The sequence below is a fragment of the Paracoccus sp. KR1-242 genome (assembly GCF_049446195.1).
Classification (GTDB): domain Bacteria; phylum Pseudomonadota; class Alphaproteobacteria; order Rhodobacterales; family Rhodobacteraceae; genus Paracoccus; species Paracoccus broussonetiae.
Genome location: NZ_JBMSED010000005.1, coordinates 23,271 through 44,158, shown reverse-complemented (window position 1 = coordinate 44,158; position 20,888 = coordinate 23,271). Strand labels below are relative to the sequence as shown.

Annotated in this window: 20 protein-coding genes; 4 read left to right on the top strand and 16 right to left on the bottom strand. The window is 65.3% G+C overall.

Annotated features, from left to right (window positions below; all coding sequences use genetic code 11):
- Positions 1 to 3: 3 nt before the first annotated feature.
- Genes phnK through phnG form a run of 5 tightly spaced genes read right to left on the bottom strand, consistent with a single transcriptional unit; the run spans position 4 to position 3,737 of the window.
- Positions 4 to 801 (bottom strand): phosphonate C-P lyase system protein PhnK, encoded by a 798-nt coding sequence (phnK, locus tag ACO2Q4_RS08850; protein ID WP_423318987.1) that lies wholly within the window; start codon positions 799 to 801, stop codon positions 4 to 6.
- Positions 802 to 824: 23 nt separating this feature from the next.
- Complete coding sequence (locus ACO2Q4_RS08845; protein ID WP_395133049.1) at positions 825 to 1,658, bottom strand: alpha-D-ribose 1-methylphosphonate 5-phosphate C-P-lyase PhnJ; 834 nt, start codon at positions 1,656 to 1,658, stop codon at positions 825 to 827.
- Positions 1,655 to 2,731, bottom strand: coding sequence for a carbon-phosphorus lyase complex subunit PhnI (locus ACO2Q4_RS08840; protein ID WP_423318717.1), 1,077 nt, complete (start codon positions 2,729 to 2,731; stop codon positions 1,655 to 1,657). Before ACO2Q4_RS08840 ends, ACO2Q4_RS08845 begins: the two co-directional genes overlap by 4 nt.
- A complete protein-coding gene (gene phnH / locus ACO2Q4_RS08835) occupies positions 2,731 to 3,300 on the bottom strand; it encodes a phosphonate C-P lyase system protein PhnH (protein WP_423318714.1) in 570 nt (189 codons plus the stop codon). The genes ACO2Q4_RS08840 and phnH overlap by 1 nt, the downstream gene beginning before the upstream one ends.
- A complete protein-coding gene (phnG, locus tag ACO2Q4_RS08830; RefSeq protein ID WP_311759257.1) occupies positions 3,297 to 3,737 on the bottom strand; it encodes a phosphonate C-P lyase system protein PhnG in 441 nt (146 codons plus the stop codon). Before phnG ends, phnH begins: the two co-directional genes overlap by 4 nt.
- 91 nt (positions 3,738 to 3,828) lie before the next feature.
- Between phnG and phnF the strand changes: the two genes are divergently transcribed.
- Positions 3,829 to 4,533: a phosphonate metabolism transcriptional regulator PhnF gene (phnF, locus tag ACO2Q4_RS08825; protein WP_311759258.1), complete on the top strand. Its 705-nt coding sequence runs from the start codon at positions 3,829 to 3,831 to the stop codon at positions 4,531 to 4,533.
- On the opposite strand, the gene ACO2Q4_RS08820 is transcribed toward phnF, so the two are convergent.
- The 10 genes from ACO2Q4_RS08820 to ACO2Q4_RS08775 form a co-directional block, all read right to left on the bottom strand.
- Positions 4,518 to 5,138 carry a chloramphenicol acetyltransferase gene (locus ACO2Q4_RS08820; RefSeq protein WP_423318712.1) on the bottom strand — a complete coding sequence of 207 codons (621 nt, stop codon included), beginning with the start codon at positions 5,136 to 5,138 and terminating at the stop codon, positions 4,518 to 4,520. The two genes, phnF and ACO2Q4_RS08820, sit on opposite strands and share 16 nt — an antisense overlap.
- Before the next feature lie 2 nt (positions 5,139 to 5,140).
- Positions 5,141 to 6,451 (bottom strand): phosphonate ABC transporter, permease protein PhnE, encoded by a 1,311-nt coding sequence (gene phnE / locus ACO2Q4_RS08815; protein WP_423318710.1) that lies wholly within the window; start codon positions 6,449 to 6,451, stop codon positions 5,141 to 5,143.
- Positions 6,451 to 7,317 carry a phosphonate ABC transporter, permease protein PhnE gene (gene phnE / locus ACO2Q4_RS08810; protein WP_311759261.1) on the bottom strand — a complete coding sequence of 289 codons (867 nt, stop codon included), beginning with the start codon at positions 7,315 to 7,317 and terminating at the stop codon, positions 6,451 to 6,453. The genes phnE (ACO2Q4_RS08815) and phnE (ACO2Q4_RS08810) overlap by 1 nt, the downstream gene beginning before the upstream one ends.
- A gap of 66 nt (positions 7,318 to 7,383) precedes the next feature.
- Entirely contained in the window at positions 7,384 to 8,298 is a 915-nt protein-coding gene (phnD, locus tag ACO2Q4_RS08805) for a phosphonate ABC transporter substrate-binding protein (RefSeq protein ID WP_423318708.1), read from the bottom strand.
- A gap of 21 nt (positions 8,299 to 8,319) precedes the next feature.
- Positions 8,320 to 9,144 carry a phosphonate ABC transporter ATP-binding protein gene (gene phnC / locus ACO2Q4_RS08800; protein WP_423318706.1) on the bottom strand — a complete coding sequence of 275 codons (825 nt, stop codon included), beginning with the start codon at positions 9,142 to 9,144 and terminating at the stop codon, positions 8,320 to 8,322.
- Between the two features lie 216 nt (positions 9,145 to 9,360).
- Positions 9,361 to 10,323: an ABC transporter substrate-binding protein gene (locus tag ACO2Q4_RS08795; protein WP_311759264.1), complete on the bottom strand. Its 963-nt coding sequence runs from the start codon at positions 10,321 to 10,323 to the stop codon at positions 9,361 to 9,363.
- A 14-nt stretch (positions 10,324 to 10,337) separates the two neighbouring features.
- On the bottom strand, positions 10,338 to 11,309 hold the full coding sequence (locus tag ACO2Q4_RS08790) for an ABC transporter permease (protein WP_311759265.1): 972 nt from the start codon (positions 11,307 to 11,309) through the stop codon (positions 10,338 to 10,340).
- Positions 11,306 to 12,790 (bottom strand): sugar ABC transporter ATP-binding protein, encoded by a 1,485-nt coding sequence (locus ACO2Q4_RS08785; protein WP_423318704.1) that lies wholly within the window; start codon positions 12,788 to 12,790, stop codon positions 11,306 to 11,308. Before ACO2Q4_RS08785 ends, ACO2Q4_RS08790 begins: the two co-directional genes overlap by 4 nt.
- Entirely contained in the window at positions 12,787 to 13,887 is a 1,101-nt protein-coding gene (locus ACO2Q4_RS08780; RefSeq protein WP_423318702.1) for a Gfo/Idh/MocA family protein, read from the bottom strand. Before ACO2Q4_RS08780 ends, ACO2Q4_RS08785 begins: the two co-directional genes overlap by 4 nt.
- A complete protein-coding gene (locus ACO2Q4_RS08775) occupies positions 13,884 to 14,936 on the bottom strand; it encodes a sugar phosphate isomerase/epimerase family protein (protein WP_423318700.1) in 1,053 nt (350 codons plus the stop codon). Before ACO2Q4_RS08775 ends, ACO2Q4_RS08780 begins: the two co-directional genes overlap by 4 nt.
- Positions 14,937 to 15,040: 104 nt before the next feature.
- On the opposite strand from ACO2Q4_RS08775, the gene ACO2Q4_RS08770 reads away from it, so the two are divergent.
- Positions 15,041 to 16,042 (top strand): LacI family DNA-binding transcriptional regulator, encoded by a 1,002-nt coding sequence (locus ACO2Q4_RS08770; protein WP_423318698.1) that lies wholly within the window; start codon positions 15,041 to 15,043, stop codon positions 16,040 to 16,042.
- Here ACO2Q4_RS08770 and mprF read toward each other — a convergent pair.
- Positions 16,039 to 18,675, bottom strand: coding sequence for a bifunctional lysylphosphatidylglycerol flippase/synthetase MprF (gene mprF / locus ACO2Q4_RS08765; protein ID WP_311759270.1), 2,637 nt, complete (start codon positions 18,673 to 18,675; stop codon positions 16,039 to 16,041). The genes ACO2Q4_RS08770 and mprF overlap by 4 nt on opposite strands.
- A 240-nt stretch (positions 18,676 to 18,915) precedes the next feature.
- Between mprF and ACO2Q4_RS08760 the strand changes: the two genes are divergently transcribed.
- Both ACO2Q4_RS08760 and ACO2Q4_RS08755 read left to right on the top strand, forming a co-directional pair.
- Positions 18,916 to 19,683, top strand: a complete 768-nt coding sequence (locus ACO2Q4_RS08760) for an SDR family NAD(P)-dependent oxidoreductase (RefSeq protein ID WP_311759271.1) — start codon at positions 18,916 to 18,918, stop codon at positions 19,681 to 19,683.
- A gap of 21 nt (positions 19,684 to 19,704) precedes the next feature.
- Positions 19,705 to 20,886, top strand: coding sequence for an acetyl-CoA C-acyltransferase (locus ACO2Q4_RS08755; protein WP_423318695.1), 1,182 nt, complete (start codon positions 19,705 to 19,707; stop codon positions 20,884 to 20,886).
- The last annotated feature ends 2 nt before the right edge of the window (positions 20,887 to 20,888 follow it).

The window sequence follows — 20,888 nt, the reverse complement described above, 5'->3', positions numbered from 1 at the left end:
GGGTCACACCTGCAGGACGGAAGAGACGAGAAGTTGGGTGTATTCGTGCTGGGGATCGTCCAGCACCTGGTCGGTCAGACCGCTTTCGATGACGTGGCCGCCCTTCATGACCATCAGCCGGTCGGCCAGAAGACGCACGACGGCAAGGTCATGGGTGACCAGCACCACGGACAAGCCGATGTCGCGCACCAGTCCGCGAAGCAGGTCCAGAAGCCGGGCTTGTACGCTGACATCCAGCCCCCCGGTCGGCTCATCCATGAAGACCAGCCGTGGACCCGACACCAGGTTGCGCGCGATCTGCAACCGCTGCTGCATCCCGCCAGAGAACTGGCCGGGCCGGTCGTCGATGCGAGTGGGATCAATCTCGACCCGGGCCAGCCAATCCTGCGCGCGTGCTCGAATGTCGCCATAATGGCGCGCGCCGTTGGCCATCAGCCTTTCGCCGACATTGCCGCCGGCGCTGACGCCGGGCCGCAGTCCGTCGCGCGGGTTCTGGTGAACAAAGGCCCAATCCGTTCGGCCAAGATGGCGCCGTTCTGCCTCGGACATGTTCAGCGTGTCCTGCGGTCCCTGATCGCGCGTGTCGAACAGAACCTCGCCAGCATCGGGTCGCAATTGTCCGGACAGGCAGCCCAGAAGGGTCGACTTGCCCGAACCGCTTTCCCCGACGATGCCCAGAACTTCGCCCGGCCAAAGGTCGAAGCAGACCCCGGTGCAACCGATCCGCGTACCATAGCGCTTGCCGACATTGCGCACGGAAAGCAGCGGTCCGGGCGCAGTGTCCGCTTGTGCTTGCGTCATGTCGGCGACTGCCAGTTGCGTCATCATGCACCCCCTTCTGCACGCTGGGCGCAGTAATCCGTGTCCGAGCAGACGAACATCCGCCCGCCGCTGTCATCCGTAATCACTTCGTCCAGATAGCTCGCCTCTGATCCGCAGATGGCGCAGGCATGTTCCGCCTTCGACGCGACAAAGGGATAATCGTCGAAATCCAGGCTGCGCACCCGCGTATGGGGCGGCAGCGCATAGATCCGCTGTTCGCGCCCCGCGCCGAACAGTTGGATCGCCGGACAGTCGTCCAATTTCGGGTTGTCGAACTTCGGGATGGGCGAGGGGTCCATGACATAGCGCCCCGCAACCTCGACGGGATACGCATAGGAGGTGGCGATCTCGCCATGGCGCGCGATGTCTTCGTAAAGACGGACCTGCATCAACCCGTAATCCGCCAACGCGTGGATGCGTCGCGTCTCGGTCTCGCGCGGCTCCAGAAAGCGCATCGGTTCCGGGATCGGCACCTGATAGACTAGGATCTGGTTCTCGGTCAGGGGCATTTCAGGTATTCTGTGGCGGGTCTGGATGATCGTCGCATCGGTCGTGCGCTCGGTCACCTCGACCCCAGCAGTGCGCTGGAAGAACTTGCGGATGCTGACCGCGTTGGTGGTGTCGTCGGCACCTTGGTCGATCACTTTCAGCACATCCTCGGGGATCAGAGTCGCGGCCGTGACCTGGACCCCGCCCGTTCCCCAACCATAGGGCATCGGCATCTCGCGACTGGCGAAAGGTACCTGATAGCCGGGCACCGCGATCCCCTTCAGGATGGCGCGGCGGATCATGCGCTTGGTGTCCTCGTCCAGATAGGCGAAATTGTACTCGCTCATGCCGCGTCCTCCGCTCCGGCGCGCAGGCGTCGGACCAGTTCCAGCTCGGCCTGGAAATCGACGTAATGCGGCAGCTTGATATGTTCCAGGAACCCGGTCGCCTGGATATTGTCGCAATGGGACAGGACGAATTCCTGATCCTGCGCGGGTGCGCCCTGATTGTCCTCGCCCAATTCCTCCCAGCGCAGCGCACGGTCGACAAGGGCCATGCTCAGCGCCTTGCGCTCGGTCTGGCCAAATGTCAGGCCATAGCCGCGGGTGAATTGCGCGGGTTCGGATTTCGAGCCCTTGAACTGGTTCACCGTCTCGCATTCCGTCAGTTCGATCTCGGCGATCTCGATCGCGAAGCCAAGCTCGGGGATCTCCAGTTCGACCGGGACCATGCCGATGCGAAGCTCGCCCACGAAGGCGTGATTGCGGGCATATCCGCGTTGGGTCGAATAGGCCATTCCCAGCAGGAAACCTTCGTCTCCGCGCGCCAGAGCCTGCAGGCGCAAGGCGCGGTCGGCGGGCAGCTCCATCGGTTCACGGGTCAGGTCGGGCGGTGCGGCTCCGTCATCCTCGGCATCCTCGATCAGGCCGTCGCGGTTCAGGAAGCCCAGCACATGCGGAGCGTTCAGTGCGGCGCCTGTATCACGGGCTGCGGGTCCGACGGGCAATTCCCCGTCCGCGGCAAGCCGAAAATCCAGAAGCCGGTGTGTATAGTCAAAGGTCGGACCCAGGATCTGCCCGCCGGGAATATCCTTGAAGGTCGCAGAAACCCGGCGCTTCACCCGCATCTGCTCGGTATCGACGGGCTCCGATGCCCCCAGACGCGGCAGCGTGGTGCGATAGGCGCGGATCAGGAAAATCGCCTCGATCAGGTCGCCATGTGCCTGCTTGATCGCCAGTGCGGCCAGGTCTGGATCATAAAGCGAGCCTTCGGCCATCACCCGCGCCACGGCCAGTGCCATCTGATCGCGGATCTGCGCGGTGTCCAGCGCCGGCTGTTCCTGGGGGCCACGATGCGCGCGGCCCAGCCAGTCATGGGCGGCGTCGATGGCCCGCTCGCCTCCTTTGACGGCGACATACATCAGAAGACCTCCGTTGAGCGGGGCAGGGCGGCGACCCGGTTGCCTGAGGTCAGGATGGCGTCCCATCCCAAGGGGAAACACGCATGGTTGCGCGCGAAGGCCTCCGGATCGGGCAGGGCCAGTGCGGCCGTGTCGCGGATGCCGGGCCCTCGCAAGTTGGACTGGGGGCCTTGGAAGTCATGGTGATCGACGATCAAGGTCGCCGCGCGGTCCGGAAATTCAGCCGTCCCGATCTGGAACCGCGCGACCGGCAGCAGCGAGTACCAGTCGCCAAGCGCGAATTGCGCCTCTTCTGCCGCGACCAGCGGCGCCGCGCAGTGAAAGGCGATCCAGTCGCGCAGTTCGGGAGTATCGTGGGATACGGCCAGATGCAGCGGAGTCGTGCGGTCGCACAGCACCAGCAGCACCGTCGCCGCGGCGGCCGAGATCGGCGCAGGCCCGTGTCCGGCCTGAAGGTCAAGAACTGTTCCGGGGCGAGCCATTGCGTTCAGGATGGCGCGAAACCCGTGGGCACTGTCACGCGAGGGTTCGGCAAACCCACCGGAAAGCCGGGGCAGGGGGGCGCTCATTCGTCCTCTCCGCGAACAAGGGTGAAGAATTCGACGCGCGTCGCCGCAGCCTCGGCCGCAGTTTGCGCGCGGCGCTGCTGCTCTTCGCACCGCAGGGTTTCGAGGATCGACTGGGTTGCGCGGGGTTCTGCCTGGCCAAGGGCATCGATCGCCGCTGCACGCAGGGCATGACCCTTGTCCCGTCCTTGGACATAGCCGTGGCCAACGTGCCCCGAACCCAGCCGGATACTTGCCCGGGTCACGGTAATCTCGCCCAGGTTGAAGGCGCTGCCGGTTCCGCCAGCGCGTCCCCGGACCATGACGGTGCCGATTTCGGGCGCGCGCAGCGTTTCATGTGGGGGCAGGTCCGGCAGCAGTTGGACCAGACGCGCGGCGGGGGCGCGGGCGAGCAGGCCCAATGCCTCGCGCCGATCCTCGGGGACGGAAATCTCGGACATCTCATTTCACCGGTTGTCTATACAACTAGACTTCTTGTAGAGTGATCGTGAGCGGGCGACAACCCGAAAAGCATGAAATTTTGGTGACGGCATGAGTTTGTGGCAAAGCATCGCGGATCAGTTGCGCGGAGAGATCGCGCGGGGAAAATGGCCCCCCGGTACCCGTCTGCCGCCGGAAAGCGATCTGGCCGCGCGCTTTGGGGTCAATCGACACACGGTGCGGCATGCGACGCGCGTGCTTGCCGATGAAGGGCTGCTTTACTCGCGGCGCGGCGCAGGTGTCTTTGTCGCGGCCAGTCCCGTCGACTATCCGCTGAGCGAACGCGTGCGGTTTCACCGCAACATCGCACTGTCCGGCAAGGTGCCGGGCCGCATCATCGATACGGTCGTGACCCGTCCCAGCGGCGATGCCGAGGCTGCGGCGCTGAGGTTGGAGCCCGGTGCGCTGGTCCATGTCTGCGAAGGCGTCTCGCTGGTGGATTTCAAGCCGGTCGCGCTGTTCCGCTCGATCTATCCCGCCGACCTGCTGCCGGACCTGCCCGTGATGCTGCGGCGCGAAGAATCCGTGACCCGCGCCCTGGCCGCATCCGGGGTCGAGGATTATCAACGCCTGTCGACCCGGATCACCGCGCGGATCGCCGATGCCGTGCAGGCTGCAAAGCTTCAGATCGAGCCAGGCGACGCGCTTTTGCGGACCGAAGGGCTGAGCCGTTGGCAGGACCGGATGGTTGAACGCGCCTTGACCTGGTGGGCGGCCGAGCGCGTGACCCTGACCCTGCCTCATCCCGAGGTGTAGCGCTCCAGAAACTTTTCTGCGGACAGGCTGCGGAAATCGGGCAGGGCTTGGCGCAGACGGGCATGATCCCAATCCCACCACGCCAATTGTTCCAGCCGCCGCGCGATATCCGGGGCGAAGCGCCGTCTTAGCGGTCGCGCGGGACAGCCCGCGACAATCGTCCAGTCGGGCACGTCCTTGGTCACGACCGCACCCGCAGCGACGATGGCACCATGCCCGATCGTCACTTCGGGCTTGATGATCGCTCCATGCCCAACCCAGGTGTCATGCCCGATTACCGTGCGGCGCGCCGAACGCGCGGCGAAGAAGTCCGGATCGGGTTCAGCATCGTCCCAATAATATTCCGAGCGATACAGGAAGTGATGCAGGCTTGCCGTTGTCATCGGGTGATCGGTCGGCCCGATCCGGACCATGGCAGCGATGTTGGCGAACTTGCCGATGGTGGTATTGGCGATGTCGCAAAGCCGCTCGCAATAGCTGTAATCCCCGAACTCGGAATTCAGCACGCGGGCATCGTCCCCGACCTCGCAATAGCGGCCAAAGGTCGAGTTTGCGCAGTCCGCGCCCGGATGCAGCAGCGGTTGGTCGGGGGAAAGTTTCGGCATGGTCAACCTCGGATCAGGCGCGCGCGCAGGCGGCCGGACAGCCAGTCCATCGCCATGACCATCACGACGATTAGCAGAATGTAATAGGCGACATGTTCCCAGTCCTTCTGGGTCTGCATCGCCTGCATCAGCAATAGACCGATCCCGCCGCCAGTGATCGCCCCGATCACGGTCGCGCTGCGCGTGTTCGATTCGAAGTAATAAAGCAGTTGCGACAGGATCACCGGTGAAACCTGCGGCATCACCGCCCATCGGATGCGCTGGACCGGCCCCGCCCCGGTTGAACGCAGACCCTCGACCGGCTTTTCGTCGATATTCTCCAGCGCTTCCGAGAACAGCTTGCCGAAGGTTCCGGTCTCGGTCAGCAGGATCGCAAGGCTGCCGGTCAGCGGCCCCGGACCGAAGGCGCGCGACAGGATGATAGTCCAGATCAGGGCGTCGACGCCGCGAAGCAGGTCGAAGAAGCGCCGCGCCGCCTGCCGCATCAGCACGAGCGGCGCGAAGTTCGATGCCGCCATGAACGCCAGCGGCAAGGCCACCAACCCCGCGCCGAACGTGCCCAGAAAGGCCATCAGGATGGTTTCGAAGATGGCCCAGGCCACGTCGCCATGGTGCCAGATGCCGTTGTTCCAGAAATCGCGCCCCATCCCGGCAAGGTTCGAGTGTTCGGGATCCACGCGGTCGCCACTGACCGCCATGGCAGCCAGCTCCGCCCAGGACTTGCCGTAAAACGGGCTGGAAAGATCAAAGAAGAAAAGTTCCCACCCGGCCTGGCGGCGAAACACCTCGGACCGGGCCCGGGTGACCGTCAGGCGTGCGCCTTCGGGCAGATCGGCACTGAAGCGATTGTCCGAAACGCTGAAATTCGGTGGCGCGTCGGTGAAATCCGTCTGGATGCCGGATCCGGTCGGGCGGATGCGATAGCGTCCGTCGGGTGTGATAAGCGTCACCAGCCCGTCCGGGGCGAAATCGACCACATGGCCCTGTGGCAGCTCGACCCGCGCGAAGTTCTGGTTCCCCGAAATCCAATCCGGGCGGTTCCCGGCCGAGAATGTGGCGTTCCGCATCCCCTCGATCGCGCTGGAAATCTCGCCGCTGCGATTGTCGCGGGTGACATGGATCTTGTAGGACCAGAAGTCCCGCATCAGCAGCGCGCCATTGTCCAGCCGCGCCCGCCCCGCCAACCCGCCCAGGTCAAATGCGACCGCGACATAGACCAGATAGGCCAGGACGACGACTGGCAGCCCCAGCGAGATCATGCGCTTGCGCGACATCATCGCGTGGACGGGATGATTTGTGGTGTTGACGGCCATCAAATGCGCCCTCCCTTTTCGCCATGCTCTTGACCGCGCACCAGACGGTTGCGCGCGACCGAGGTCAGCTGATCGAACAGCACGATGGTCACGAACAGCATCAGGAAGATCGCCATCGCGGCGTCATAGCGGCCCTGGCCCCAGCTGATCGCGTTGCGCAGCTCATAACCGATACCGCCCGCGCCGACGAAGCCCAGGATGGCGCTGGCGCGGATGTTGATTTCAAAGCGCAGCATCATGTAGCTGGCCCAGTTCGGCGCGACCTGTGGGATTACCCCGAACCAGATCCGCTGTGGCCAGCTTGCGCCCACGGATTCAAGCCCTTCGACCGGCTTCAGGCTGGCATTCTCGGCCACTTCAGAGAACAGCTTGCCAAGCGCGCCGACCGTATGGAACGAGATCGCGATGACCGCGGGCACCGGTCCGCCGCCCAGGACAAAGATCAGGACCAGCGCAATGACCAGTTCCGGAATGGCCCGGGCGATGTCCAGCAGGCGGCGGAACAGCGGCACCAGCCGCGGCCAGGGCGCCAGTCCCGGCGTCGCCAACAGCGCCATGATCCCACCACCGATCGCGCCCAGCAGGGTCGATGCGGCGGCGATGTTCAGTGTCTCGACCAGCGAAGGCAGCGCCCGCCACATGTGACCGGGCAACGCACCAGCTTTTTGCCACGCCTCCGAGATCAGCGCATCCGGATAGTCAAGGACACTTGGCAACCCCTGCAGGAAGCCGCCGGCATTACGGCGGTTCGCCATGTCGAACCCGGCGACCAGAAGCGCCGCGAAGATTGCCCAAAGGACGGTGCCATAGGCGCGCCTGCGCGCGAGCTGCGCGTGATAGGTGGCAGCGATACGGTCGGCGGTCATGTCGGCCTCGTCGGAAAATGAAATGGCGCGGGCCGGGGGGCCCGCGCACAGGAGCGGCAGCGAAAATCAGCTGCCCTTGGCTTCTTCCAGCTTCCGGGCCTCGATGATGCTCAGATAGTTGTCGTGCTTCACCGGCGAGAAGCCCGCGGTTTCTCCGCCCGCTACGCCGTAGGTGCATTCCTTGTCGGTGTTGATCATGTTCGCCATCATTTCGGTGAACTTGGCCTTGGTCTCGGCGGGCAGGGCCTTGCGGACGACCAGCGGGCCTTCGGGGATCGGCTTCGAGCGCCAGATTTCCACCATGTCGTTCATGTCGACGATGCCCGCGTCCACGGCCTTGCGCAATGCGCCCGAATTGTAGCCGTCTTCCCAGTTGCCCAGCCCGTCGGCCCAGGTCACGCCGGCATCGACGTCGCCATTGTTGACGGCGACGATGGTCTGTTCATGCCCGCCCGTGAACTTCACGTCCTTGAAGAACTGGCCCGGCTCCATCGAATAGCCCGCGGCGGGCATCTCGACGGCGGGGATCAGATATCCGGAGGTCGAGTTCGGGTCGCCGAAGCCCAGCACCTTGCCCTTCAGATCGTCCATCGAGCGGACGCCGCTGTCCTTGCGGGCAAAGCCAACCGAAAAATAGTCCGAGGCCCCGTCAAGGTTCGTCTTGACCAGCACCGGCTCGACCGCCTCGGGATCGGTCAGATAGGCCTTGGCATAGCCCGAGGCGCCAAGGATCGCCGCATCCAGCGTCCCGCCCAGCAGGCCCTGGATCACGCCGTCATAATCGGCGGGGGTGAAGATGCGGACCGGAACGCCAAGCAGCTCCTCGGTGTGCTTGCGCAGGCATTCATTGTTGGTCATGCGCTCTTGGGCGTTCTCACCGCCCAGGACACCGATGCGGAATTCCTTGATCTCTTGCGCGGCGGCAAGCTGGGGCAGGGCCAGTGCGGTCGACAGCACCAGAAGGCTGAGGGTCTTGGTCATGGTTCTCTCCAAGGTCGGGGATCAATCCGCCAGCAGCCGGTCCGCATAGGCGCGATCGGCAGGGGCGGGGATTTCAATAGCGGTCGAGGTGGTGGCTTCGCTGAACCCGGCCCCTGCGCCATAGATGTCGCGGGCGACGCCAGTGGTCAGTTGTTCGGGCGTGCCGTCAAAGACGATGCGCCCCTTGCGCATCCCGATCACGCGGTCGCAATAGCGTCGCGCGGTATCCAGCGTATGCAGGTTCGCGATGACGGTGCGCCCATCTTCTTCGTGGATCCGGCGCAAAGCATCCATCACGATCTGGGCGTTCATCGGGTCCAGGCTGGCGATCGGTTCATCAGCCAGGATGATGCGCGGATCCTGCATCAGCGCGCGAGCAATGGCCGTGCGCTGTTGCTGGCCGCCAGACAGCGCCTCGGCCCGTTTGGTCGCCTGTTCGGCGATACCCAGCCGGTCAAGGATATGGACCGCGCGGTCGACGTCCTCGCGCGACCAGACGTTGAACAGCGTCGGCAGCAGGCCGCGCTTGTTCAGCAGTCCGTGCAGCACGTTGGAGGCCACGTCGAGGCGCGGCACCAGGTTGAACTGCTGGAAGATCATCGCGCAATCGGCCTGCCAGGCGCGCTTGTCGCGTCCGGTCAGGGCCAACACGTCGCGCCCGTCGACCAGCAGCCGTCCCGCGCTGGCATCCGTCAGGCGGTTCACCATGCGCAGCAGCGTGGATTTCCCGGCACCAGAACTGCCGATGATCCCAAGGACCATGGGCCGGTCGATGACGAAGCTGGCCGCATCCACCGCCTTGGCCGGGCCGAAAATCCGGGTGATCTGCTCTGCCTCGATACGCATGCTGGCCCCTGCCTTCAAATCTGGGCGCAGAAATGACGGCGGAAGGTGACGTTCTCTTGACGGTTAATGCGACAGTTTGTGAAGCTTTCGTTGGCGTCGCAGATTTCGATCTGGATCTGTGCACGTTGCGGATGCAGAGCGAAAAACCGCGCCGCGGGAATGCTCCCCGGCGCGGTCTGATCGCTGGCATGCGCCGCCCTTGGCGCGAAGATCCCCTTAGAACGGGCTGTCGGGGTAATAGAATTGCTTGGCGTTCTCGGGCGTGATCAGCTGCGAACCGATGATGAAGCGTCCCGTCATCGGCGCGTTCGAGACGAAATGCAGTGCCGTCATCTCGATCGCGGAGGAGATCAGCGCCGGCGGATAGGTGACGTTCACGGGCAGCTGCTTGTCGCCGTCCATGATGCGCTTGACGATCTCTTTCATCCCGGCGCCGCCGATGACCCACATCTCGTCATTGCGGTTCGCGGCGGAAATCGCTTCAAGGACGCCGATCGCCATGTCGTCATCCGCCGCCCAGACCGCGTCGATCTTGGGGTATTTCGACAGGTAATCCTGCATCACCGCGAATGCGTCGTCGCGGTTCCAGTTGCCGTGCTGCATGTCGAGAATTTCGACATCCGAGCCCTCAAGCGCCTTCTGGAAGGCCTCGACCCGTTCATTGTCCAGGGTCGTCGGGATGCCGCGCAGCACAACGATCTTGGAACCGGGTTTCAGATTGGCCTTGAAATACTCGCCCGCAACGCGGCCGAAGGCGGTATTGTCGCCCGCGACGTAAAGATCCTCGATCCCTTCCTCGCTAAGTCCGCGGTCGACGACAGTGACGAATTTACCCGCATCCTTCACTGCCTTGACCGGCGCGGTCAGGGGTTCGGATTCGAAGGGCAGGACCACAAGCCCGTCGATATTCCGGGTCGCCATCATGTCCTCGATATCGTTTACCTGCTTGGCGGCATCGCCCGCCGTCGCAAGAACGAATTCGAGATTGGGATAGGCCTTGCCCAGCCGTGCGATGGTGTCCTGCGCGTGCCAGTTCAGCCCGCCCATGAAGCCGTGCGTCGCCGACGGGATCGAGACGCCGATGATCTTCTTTTCCGCCTCCTGCGCGGTGGCCGCCCCTGCCGTCATGCCGAGGGTCGCGGCAAGGACCGCGCCCTTCATCAGGTTTCTGCGTTTCATTTCCTCTCCTCCCCTTACCGCTCGTCGGCGGTGCTTTTCTCCCGCTGCAAGACGACAGCAAGAACGATGATGACGCCCTGGATCGCCCCGTTCAGATAGGGGCTGACCAGATCGGCCAAATTCAGGATATTGTCGATCAATGACAGGATCAGCACGCCGACCACGGTGCCCCAGACCCGTCCGGTGCCGCCTTTCAACGCGGTGCCGCCGATGATGACCGCGGCGATCGCCTCAAGCTCCCACAGCACCCCGGTGGAGCCAGAAGCGGAACCAAGACGCGGCACGTAAAGCACGACCGCCAGCCCGACCAGAAGTCCAAGCAGGACATAGGTCATCAGCTTCACCCGGTTCACGTCGATGGCGGAATAGCGCGCCACGCGTTCGTTCGAGCCGATGGCCTCGACATGGCGTCCGAAGCGGGAATTCCGCATCATCCACTCACCCACGATGGCGACGATGGCAAAGGTGATGATCGGCCAGGTGATCCAGCCAAGGCCCCCGTAATAGACCGGGCGATACAATGTGCGCAGGCCGGACTGCAGGCTCAGCGTGCCGCCATCCGCCAGCCAGGTCACCAGCGAACGGAAGATGCCCATCGTCCCCAGAGTGACGATGAAGGGCTCGATCCGGGCCTTGGTGACAAGCGCGCCATTCAGATAGCCCGCGGCAACCCCGCCCAGCAGGGCAACCCCCATGCCCAGCAGGATCGTGCCCCAGTTCGCCCCCAGCGCGGGCAGTGCGGCATTCATGGCAATGATCGCGATTCCGGCCAGGAAAGCGGCCATCGAACCGACGGACAGGTCCAGTCCGCCCGCCGTGATCACGAAGGTCATGCCCACGGCGATCATTCCGATGAAGGCCGAACGCGCCAGCACGTTGGTGATGTTCGCTGGCGCCAGAAAGGACGAGTTCAGCATCGCGCCCAGCACGATCAGTGCGACCAGCGCGACGATGGGGCCAAGCGTATGCAGGTTCAGGCGTTTCATGCGGCCTCGCTGGTGACGCCCATTGCAAGGCGCACGATGTTTTCCTCGGTCATGGCAGCGCCGGACAACTCGCCCGCGATCCGTCCTTCGCGCATGACGAGAACGCGATCGGACAGGCCGATCACCTCGGTCATCTCGCTGCTGATGACGATGATGCTGCGGCCTTCATCCGCCAGCTTGCGGATGAAGGCATAGATCTGTCGCTTGGTCCCCACATCGATGCCGCGGGTCGGTTCGTCGATGATGATGATGCTGGGGTCGGGCAGCATGGTCTTGGCCAGCAGCAGCTTTTGCTGGTTGCCGCCCGACAGCTTGCCTGCCACGATGTCCCGGCGCGGGGCGCGGATGTCGAAATCCTGACGCGCCTGTTCAAATGCGGCTTCCTCGGCCGGTTTGTCCAGCCGCCAGCCGCCAAAGCGTTCCAGCACCGCCAGCGTCAGGTTTTCGGTCAGGCCCTTCTCCAGCAGCAGGCCGGCCTCCTTGCGATCCTCGGTCAGGTAAGCCAGTCCGGCGGCGAAGGCATCCCGCAGGCTGCCGATGTGCGTGGCCTTGCCCGCGATGCGGATCTCGGCGCGGGCCGGGCGCAGACCGACCAGTCCTTCGGCCAGTTCGGTTCGGCCCGATCCGACCAGACCGGCGATGCCCAACACTTCGCCCTTGTGCAGGGTCAGGCTGGCGTCGTGAACCGCGCCCGGAACGGTCAGGCCCCGAACCTCCAGCGCGGCTTCACCGATCGCGTGGCCCTTGGGCGGATAGAAGTCCTGCAACTCGCGCCCGACCATCGCCGCGGCCATGCCGTGTTCATCCAGCTCGCCCCGCAGGGCCTGCCGCACGACGCGGCCGTCGCGCAGGACGGTGATGCGGTCGGCAAGGTGGTCGACCTCTTCCAGCCGGTGCGAGCAGTAAAGCACAGCGACGCCACTGGCGCGCAGCCGGTCGATCTGTTCGTATAGCGCCCCGACCTCGCGATGGGTCAGGACGGCGCTGGGTTCGTCCATGATCAGGACGCGAGCATTGCGGGACAGCGCCTTCGCGATTTCGACCATCTGGCGGTCAGGGACCGAAAGGTCGCGGATCAGGGCATCCGGCTCGATGGGGCTGTGCAGGCGCTCCAGCAGGCTGGCAGTCTGGGCCCGCATGGCGCTGTGATCAAGCCGCCAGCCGCCGGGTTCGCGGCCCAGAAACACGTTGGCCGCGACGCTGAGGTCCGGGGCAAGGTTGAATTCCTGATGGATGACGACGATCCCCGCGGCTTCGGCATCCGGCCCGCTGGCGAAACGGCGCGGCGAGCCGTCCAGGACGACCTCTCCGCCGGTCGGGTCCAGGAATCCCCCAAGGATCTTCATGATGGTCGACTTGCCTGCGCCATTCTCGCCGATCAGGGCATGGACCTCGCCCGGCTCAAGCGCCAGATCGACCCCATGCAGGACCTGGATCGGTCCGAAGCTTTTCGAGACGTTGCGCAGGGCCAGCACGGTCATGTCGCGACCTCGACCCAGGCGCCGTCATGCGCGGACGAGGCCTGCGCAGCCGCGATGAAGGCCATGCCCGACAGCCCGGCGGCCAGCCCCGGCACCCGGTCGCGGCGCGAACTGTCCCCGCGGATGATGGCGGCGATGTCGTCATAGAGGTTCGCAAACCCCTCCAGATACCCTTCGGGATGCCCAGGCGGTGTGCGGAACGAAGCCGAGCGATCCTGCGCACGGGTCAGGATCTGGGCGGGTGCGTCCTTGGGTGACAGGATCAGCCGCTCGCTGTCCTGAAGACGCCATTCCAGCGCCCCTTTTTCACCGAAAACCCGCAAGGACAGGCCGTTTTCCTGGCCTACGGCGACCTGGCTGGCCCAGATCCCGCCCTTGGCGCCCGAAGAATAGCGCAATGCAATCCGTGCATCGTCGTCGATGGGTCGCCCCGGCACCATGCTGGACAGGTCGGCAGACAGATGACTTGGGGTCTGGCCCGTCACAAATTGCGCCAGTTGCCAGGCATGGGTGCCGATGTCACCCAAAGCACCGGCCCCGGCGCGGGCGGGATCGGTGCGCCAGTCCGCCTGCTTGCTATGGGCTTCTTCGGACAGCCAGCCCTGAAGATACTCGGCCTGAACCATTCGGATCGCGCCAAGAGCGCCCTCGGCGACCAGCGCCCGCGCCTCTCGCACCATCGGCAGGGCGGAATAGTTGTGGGTCAGGAAGAAATCGGCCTTGCTGCTCGCCGCAGCCGCAGCGATCTCGCCCGCCTGTTCGGCCGTCGCGGCAAGAGGTTTGTCGCAGATGACATGGATGCCCGCGTTCAGGAAGGCAACGGCAGGGGCCGCATGCATGTGGTTCGGAGTCACGATGGCGACGGCCTGAATCCCGTCTTCGCGTGCGGACTCGGCCTGGGCCATCTGGTGGAAGTCGTCATAGCTGCGCAGACCCAGCTCCGCCGCGCTGGCCGCAGCACGGGCGGGATCGCTGCTCAGCGCGCCCGCGACCAGCTGGAAGCCCCCGTCCATGCGGGCGGCGATGCGGTGGATCGCGCCGATGAAGGCGCCGCTGCCGCCCCCAACCATGCCCAGCCGGATTGGAGTCGTCTTCATAGTCCAAGCGCCCTTTCGATTGCGCCACGATCGATGGCGCTGGCGGCAAAATCGTCGAAGGCATGGGGTGTGACGCGGATAATGTGGTCCCGCACGAAGCGCGCGCCTTCGCGGGCCCCGTCCTCGGGGTGTTTCAACGCGCATTCCCATTCGACGACCGCCCAGCCGTCAAAGCCGTATTGCGTCAGCTTCGAGAATACCGCGCCGAAATCAACCTGCCCGTCGCCAAGGCTGCGGAAGCGCCCCGCACGATCGACCCAAGGTTGATACCCGCCATAGACGCCTTGCCGCCCGTTCGGCCGGAACTCGGCATCCTTGACATGGAACATGCGGATGCGGTCGTGATAGATGTCGATATTCTGCAGGTAGTCCAGCTGCTGCAGGACATAATGCGACGGGTCATACAGCATGTTGGCACGCGCATGACCGCCCACCCGGTCCAGGAACATCTCGAAGGTGACGCCGTCATGCAGATCCTCACCGGGATGGATCTCATAGCAGATGTCGATGCCTTGATCCTCGGCCAGGTCCAGCAGGGGCCGCCAGCGGTCCGCCAGCGCGTCAAAGGCGGCTTCGACCAGTCCCGGCGCGCGCTGCGGCCAAGGATAAAGATAGGGCCAGGCCAGCGCGCCCGAAAAGGTCGCCATAGCATTCAGGCCCAGAAGTCGGCTGGCGTGAATGGCCTTGCCGACCTGCTCGACCGCCCATTCCTGCCGCGCCTTGGGATTGCCGCGCAGCGGCGCGGGCGCGAAGGCGTCGAAGCCCGTATCGTAAGCCGGGTGCACGGCGACAAGCTGCCCCTGAAGATGGGTCGAAAGCTCTGTCACCTCGATCCCACTGGCGGCGGCGATCCCGAGAAATTCGTCCCGGTAGTCCTGCGATTCGACCGCGCGGTCCAGATCCAGGATCCGCGGATCGTTCGTTGGAACCTGTACGCCCGCATAGCCGCAATCGGCGGCCCAGCGGGTGATGCCCTGCCAGCTGTCGAAGGGCGCGCCGTCCCCGATGAACTGCGCCAGAAACAGCGCAGGTCCCTTGATTGTCCGCATGGTGTTCCTCTCTCCGCATCCTCAGGCTGCACTGGCCTGAAATCGATTGCAAGAATTTCTTTGCTCTCTTGCGGCAGGGGGCTGCGCTACCCTATCGTGCGGGGATGGAGAAACTCCCTCCCCGTATTAAACTGGCAGATGTGGCGCGGCTGGCAGGGGTCTCGGCCTCGACGGTCAGTCGTGTCCTGTCCAACCCCGGACTGGTGGCCGAGGCGACCCGGTCCGCAGTGATCGAGGCTGTCGAGGCCAGCGGCTACCGCATGAACCATGCCGCGCGAAACCTACGCAAGCAGCGCACGGGCAGCGTGGTGGCGCTGGTCCCGAACCTTGGGAACCCGTTCTTCGCCAAGATCCTTGACGGCATGGGGCGGGAACTGGCTTCGGCGGGATATGACCTTCTTGTTGCCGATACGATGGACGGGCAGGGGCGGCATATTGCGTTGCAGCGTTTCCTGGACCCGTCGCGGGCGGACGGGATCATCCTGCTGGACGGGCTTGTACCCGCGGGAGACCTGCTTGGCGGAATCGATATCCCCCCCGTCGTGACCGCCTGCGAATGGATCGAGGATGCGGATCTGCCCCGTGTCATGTTCGACAATCACAAAGGTGGCCGGATGGCCGTGCGGCACCTGCGGGATCTGGGTCACCGCCATGTTGGCCTGATCGGCGGCCCCGAGGAGAATGTCCTGCACAAGGCCCGGCTTGCGGGCGCGGGTGCCGCCGCCCCGGATGTCCGGCTGACCGTGTTTTCCGGCGACTTCACGCTTCAGGCGGGCCATGCCGCGGCCATGCAGTGGCAAGCCTTGCCGCCTGCAGAGCGTCCGGGCGCGATCTTTGCGTTTTCGGACGAGATGGCTTGCGCCTTCGTCGCGACGCTGCAACGGCACGGGTTCAGCGTGCCGCGCGATGTCTCGGTGGTCGGCTTCGACGATATCGAGCTTGTCTCGCATCTCAGCCCGGCGCTGACCACGATCCGCCAACCCAAGCGCGAGATCGGGCGGCAGGCGGCGCGCATCATCCTTGAGCGGATCGAAGGGCGCGACGTGCCGCCGATGACCCTGCTTGAGCCCCGGCTGATGCTGCGCGAGACGACGGCCCCGGCCTAAGCCTCGTCCGGTTCGCGAATGGCGCTGCCGGTGCCGGGCTGGCGGGCGATCAGGCGTGCCGCGTCAGCCAGTGGAAGCAGCGGCGGCAACGATGTCGGCGTCGCAAGATAATGCGGCGTCCAGATCGGGTCGAACTTGTCCTTGAAGGCGCGCAGGCCCTCGAACCGATAGAAGCTGCCGCCGTGCCGGAAGATCAGCGACCCGAAGCGGTCCCAGACCCGGCGCGAGCGGTTGGGGTCCAGCCCCGACAGCGGCGCAAGCCCCAACGAGAAGGCGCCATAGCCCTGCTGCTTCAACGCAAGCATCAGCGCGATGAACATGAACTCCATCGTACCGGCAGGGGCATCGCTGCAGTGGCGCATCAGATCGATCGTCGCGACCTCGTGCCGGTCGGTGGTCATGACATTTCCGAAGGCCACGATCTCGCCATTGACGCGCACCAGCGCAAGCGTCCAGTGCTCCAGCCATTCGGGGTCGAAGCGGCCGATCGAATAGCCCTTTTCACGGGACTTTTTGGCCGAAAGCCATTCGTCCGAGATCCCGCGCAGCTGCGCGATCAGGGCCGGGTCATGGGGTGGCGCGCTTAGATCCAGGGTCAAACCGTCGCGCCCTGCACGGGCATAGGTGGTGCGCAGGCGTTTGCGATCCGGACCGGACAGGTCGAAATTGCGCAGGTCGACGACCGCCTCCTCGCCCATCTTGTGGAGCGTCATCCCCAGGTCCAGCATCAGCGGCACATCGGCCGGCCCGACCTCATAGAAGATGGGGCGGGCGCCCGCGCGCCGCGCCGCGTCGACAAAGCTGTAGGCGACTTCCTCGCAGGCCTCTTCCTCTCCGACCGGGGGCCCATAGGCAAGCCAGGACGACCCCGCGACCCCGAACATCAAAAAGGCCGCGCCATTGTCCGAGAACATGATCGCCTTGTCGCCCGTCAGCACGAAACCCGCATCGGGATTGACCCCCTCCATCGCGATGTGGCCGGCGGCGGCCAGCGCGCGCGCATCGGGTGGCATCGGGCGAAAGCGCGGGATGCGCAGCAGCAGGAAAAGCGCCCCCAGCCCCACGGTCAGCCCGCCCAGCAGGGCCGAACGCAGGGCGCGCGGCGCGCGTTCATCGGTTGCGAACTGCCACCACAATTCGTTGGAATAGGGGGTTTCCTTATGCGCGAAGAACAGCACGAAACCAAAGCCCGCGATGGCCGCGACCATCAGTGCGATCCAGCCCGGCGTCAGCGCGGAATGTGTCAGCAACGAGCGGCGGTGGAACGCGCGGCGGAAGGGCATCAGGATCAGGACGCCGACGACCAGCGCCGAGGCCTGCTGCAGCTCGACCCCCTCGATCAGCGCGAAGACGGCGCCGATCAGCATCGCCGCCACGGTCAGCCAGAACGCCCCCAGGCTGCGGCGGACGACGCCCAGCGACAGCACGATCAGGCCCGCGCCAAGCGCGCTGGTCAGCAGGATCGACCCTTCGAGGAAGGCCAGCGGAAAGATCGATTCCGCGAACTCCGAGGTCTCGGTCATCGGAGGCAGCAGGGCCGAGACGCTCATCCACAGGCCGGAACCGAAAACCATCACCGCCAGCAGCAGCGGTGCCAGCGGGGACATGGCCCGCAGCGCCGGCTCGATGGCGGTCAGGGCGCGACCCAGCCCGGTGCGCGGATGGCTGCGGCCCAGAAGCCGCCACCCTTCGTAGACCGCAAGCAGGATCAGGGCGAGCGCGAAGGGGAAGAGATAATAGATCAGCCGGTACAGCAGCAGCGCAGCGGCCACGTTGTCGATCGGGACGCCATTGGGCATCGCGGCGATGATGACGCTTTCAAAAACTCCGACCCCGCCCGGAACGTGACTGACGACGCCCGCCATCAGCGCCGCGGCAAAGACCGCGAGGAAGGTCGGGAAGCTGACCCCGGCATCGGGCAGCAGGATATACAGCGTCAGGGCGGAAAAGACGATGTCGCCCATGCAGATGACAAGCTGCGCGCCCAGCACCGGCAGGCTGGGCGCGTGCAGGACAAAGCGGCCCAGCCGCAATTCCCGCCGCGTGATCGCCGCCCACAGCAGGGGCGCGGCCACCGCGCAGACGGCAGCGATGGCCAGCAGGCGAATGGTCGGCTCGGGCAAGGGCAGGATCGGACCCAGCGCCGACGGGTGGATCGCCAGCGCCGAAAACCCGATCAGCGAAGCCGCGATGCCGAAGGAGGCCGCGGTAAAGGTCGAGATCGCGGCGATGTCATAGCCGTCCAGCCCAAGCCCCGAATAGACGCGCCAGCGCACGGCGGCGCCGGAAATCGCCGAAAGTCCGATGGTATTGCCGAAGGCATAAGCCATCAGGCCCCCGGTCATCGCGACGGGCAAAGGCAATGGCTTGCCGATATGGCGCAGCGCCGACCAGTCATAGGCCGCAAGGAACAGATAGCCCGCGACGGTCGTCATCAGGGCGAGACCGGTCACATGCCAGGGCGTGCCGCGAATCTGGGCGGCGACCTCGCGGATGTCGACGGGTGCCAGCAGCTTGTTCAACGCGTAAAGCCCCGCCCCGAACAGCAGGAAAGCCGCGACATAGGGCAGGAATTGCCGCCACAAAGCGGGCGGCGCAAGGTCGTCGTCGGTCTGGGATGGCCCAGTTCGCATCAAGAAACTGCTCACCTAAGATCGTGCACAATCGGATTCGCCGGGCCTGACGGCCCAGGTCGGCGGGACTTTGATGCTGCATAGTGCAGCGTGAGGCCGTGCGAAAGATGCAGCCTCGCGTCACCTGCCGCGAGATTGCCCACCTGTGCCCACCGCCGGGACGTGCGCGAAATTCGTTGTCATCGCAAGACCCGGCACTACTGTGGTGCCGAATGGCATGGGGAAGGCCAAGGGGGGAACATGCAGATCGAAGGCCGGGTGTTCGTGATTTCCGGCGCGGGATCAGGCCTTGGGGCCGCCGTCGCGCGCATGGCTGCGGCTGGCGGGGCCAGAGTCGCGATCCTGGACGTGAATGCCGATGCGGGCGCGGCGATGGTCGCCGAGCTTGGGTCTTCGGCGCAGTTCTTTCGTGCCGATGTCACCGACGCAGCCGGGGGAGAGGTGGCGATCGCAGATGCCGTCCGCGCCTTCGGGCGGATCGACGTCGCGGTCAATTGCGCCGGTATCGCCCCCGGTGAACGCATTGTCGGTCGCGACGGCCCGCATGCGCTGGACAGTTTCGCGCGGGCCATCGGCATCAACCTGATCGGCACCTTCAACATCCTGCGCCTTGCCGCCGCCGCGATGACCCTGAACGATCCGGATGAGGGCGGGGAGCGGGGCGTGATCGTCAACACGGCCTCGGTCGCGGCCTTTGATGGACAGATCGGGCAGGCGGCCTATGCCGCGTCCAAGGGGGGTGTCGCCGCCCTGACCTTGCCCGCCGCGCGAGAATTGGCCCGACACGGGATCCGGGTCATGACCATTGCCCCCGGCATTTTCGCCACGCCGATGATGGCGGGCCTGCCGCAAGAGGTGCAGGACAGCCTTGGCGCGAACGTGCCTTTCCCGCCTCGGCTTGGCCAGCCTGCGGAATATGCCGCGCTGGTGCGCCACATTGTCGAGAACCAGATGCTGAATGGCGAGGTGATCCGTCTGGACGGCGCGCTTCGCATGGCCCCGAAATAGGACGGGACGGAAAGGACGGACATGGACCCGATCGTCATCATCGGCAGCGCCCGGACCGCGATGGGCGCCTTTCAGGGCGAACTTGCGGGGGCGGATGCCCCGACCCTTGGCGCGACCGCGATCGCCGGTGCGCTTAACCGCGCGGGGCTTGCGCCAGAGGCCATGCAGGAAATCATCATGGGCTGTGTCCTGCCAGCGGGGCAGGGGCAGGCCCCGGCGCGACAGGCGGCGATCCGGGCCGGGTTGCCGCTGGGCGCGGGGGCGACGACCGTCAACAAGATGTGCGGCTCGGGCATGAAGGCCGCGATGCTGGCCCATGACCTGATCCTTGCCGGTTCGGCTGGGATCGTCGTTGCGGGCGGCATGGAAAGCATGACGAATGCCCCCTATCTGCTGCCGAAGGCGCGGGACGGCTATCGCATGGGTCACGGGCAGGTCATCGACCACATGTTCCTGGACGGGCTTGAGGATGCCTATGACAAGGGCCGCCTGATGGGCACCTTTGCCGAGGATTGCGCCGAGGCCTATCAGTTCACGCGCGAGGCGCAGGATGCCTATGCCATCGCCTCGCTTTCGCGCGCGCAGCGGGCCATTGCCGGGGGACGCTTCGCGGCCGAAATCGTGCCGGTTCACCTTGCGTCCCGCGAGGGCGCGGTGGTTGTCGATACCGACGAACAGCCCGGCAAGGCGCGGCCGGAGAAGATCCCGACACTGCGGCCCGCCTTCCGCGAGGGCGGGACCGTGACCGCGGCGAACAGTTCCTCGATCTCGGACGGTGCCGCCGCGCTGGTCCTGATGCGCGCGTCCGAGGCGGAAAGGCGCGGGCTGAGGTCGCTGGCGCGCATCCTTGGTCATGCGACCCATGCCGACAAACCCAGCCTGTTCCCGACCGCGCCGGTGGGCGCGATCCGCCGCCTGATGGAACGCACCGGCCTGGCCCTGACCGATATCGACCTGTTCGAAGTGAACGAGGCCTTTGCCGTCGTCGCCATGGCCGCGATGCGCGACCTGGGCCTGTCCCATGACGTCGTGAATGTCGATGGGGGCGCCTGTGCCCTGGGACATCCGATCGGCGCGTCGGGAGCGCGGGTGATGGTGACGCTGCTGGCGGCGCTGGAGCATCGTGGGCTGCGCCGTGGCGTTGCCTCGCTTTGCATTGGCGGAGGAGAGGCGACCGCCATCGCCCTTGAGCGGATGGACTAGGG

What these genes read in the sequence shown, in the direction of transcription:
- phnK (WP_423318987.1), bottom strand. Translation starts at nt 801, where the DNA reads ATGACGCAAGCACAAGCGGACACTGCGCCCGGACCGCTGCTTTCCGTG.
- ACO2Q4_RS08845 (WP_395133049.1), bottom strand. Translation starts at nt 1,658, where the DNA reads ATGAGCGAGTACAATTTCGCCTATCTGGACGAGGACACCAAGCGCATG.
- ACO2Q4_RS08840 (WP_423318717.1), bottom strand. Translation starts at nt 2,731, where the DNA reads ATGTATGTCGCCGTCAAAGGAGGCGAGCGGGCCATCGACGCCGCCCAT.
- phnH (WP_423318714.1), bottom strand. Translation starts at nt 3,300, where the DNA reads ATGAGCGCCCCCCTGCCCCGGCTTTCCGGTGGGTTTGCCGAACCCTCG.
- phnG (WP_311759257.1), bottom strand. Translation starts at nt 3,737, where the DNA reads ATGTCCGAGATTTCCGTCCCCGAGGATCGGCGCGAGGCATTGGGCCTG.
- phnF (WP_311759258.1), top strand. Translation starts at nt 3,829, where the DNA reads ATGAGTTTGTGGCAAAGCATCGCGGATCAGTTGCGCGGAGAGATCGCG.
- ACO2Q4_RS08820 (WP_423318712.1), bottom strand. Translation starts at nt 5,138, where the DNA reads ATGCCGAAACTTTCCCCCGACCAACCGCTGCTGCATCCGGGCGCGGAC.
- phnE (WP_423318710.1), bottom strand. Translation starts at nt 6,451, where the DNA reads ATGGCCGTCAACACCACAAATCATCCCGTCCACGCGATGATGTCGCGC.
- phnE (WP_311759261.1), bottom strand. Translation starts at nt 7,317, where the DNA reads ATGACCGCCGACCGTATCGCTGCCACCTATCACGCGCAGCTCGCGCGC.
- phnD (WP_423318708.1), bottom strand. Translation starts at nt 8,298, where the DNA reads ATGACCAAGACCCTCAGCCTTCTGGTGCTGTCGACCGCACTGGCCCTG.
- phnC (WP_423318706.1), bottom strand. Translation starts at nt 9,144, where the DNA reads ATGCGTATCGAGGCAGAGCAGATCACCCGGATTTTCGGCCCGGCCAAG.
- ACO2Q4_RS08795 (WP_311759264.1), bottom strand. Translation starts at nt 10,323, where the DNA reads ATGAAACGCAGAAACCTGATGAAGGGCGCGGTCCTTGCCGCGACCCTC.
- ACO2Q4_RS08790 (WP_311759265.1), bottom strand. Translation starts at nt 11,309, where the DNA reads ATGAAACGCCTGAACCTGCATACGCTTGGCCCCATCGTCGCGCTGGTC.
- ACO2Q4_RS08785 (WP_423318704.1), bottom strand. Translation starts at nt 12,790, where the DNA reads ATGACCGTGCTGGCCCTGCGCAACGTCTCGAAAAGCTTCGGACCGATC.
- ACO2Q4_RS08780 (WP_423318702.1), bottom strand. Translation starts at nt 13,887, where the DNA reads ATGAAGACGACTCCAATCCGGCTGGGCATGGTTGGGGGCGGCAGCGGC.
- ACO2Q4_RS08775 (WP_423318700.1), bottom strand. Translation starts at nt 14,936, where the DNA reads ATGCGGACAATCAAGGGACCTGCGCTGTTTCTGGCGCAGTTCATCGGG.
- ACO2Q4_RS08770 (WP_423318698.1), top strand. Translation starts at nt 15,041, where the DNA reads ATGGAGAAACTCCCTCCCCGTATTAAACTGGCAGATGTGGCGCGGCTG.
- mprF (WP_311759270.1), bottom strand. Translation starts at nt 18,675, where the DNA reads ATGCGAACTGGGCCATCCCAGACCGACGACGACCTTGCGCCGCCCGCT.
- ACO2Q4_RS08760 (WP_311759271.1), top strand. Translation starts at nt 18,916, where the DNA reads ATGCAGATCGAAGGCCGGGTGTTCGTGATTTCCGGCGCGGGATCAGGC.
- ACO2Q4_RS08755 (WP_423318695.1), top strand. Translation starts at nt 19,705, where the DNA reads ATGGACCCGATCGTCATCATCGGCAGCGCCCGGACCGCGATGGGCGCC.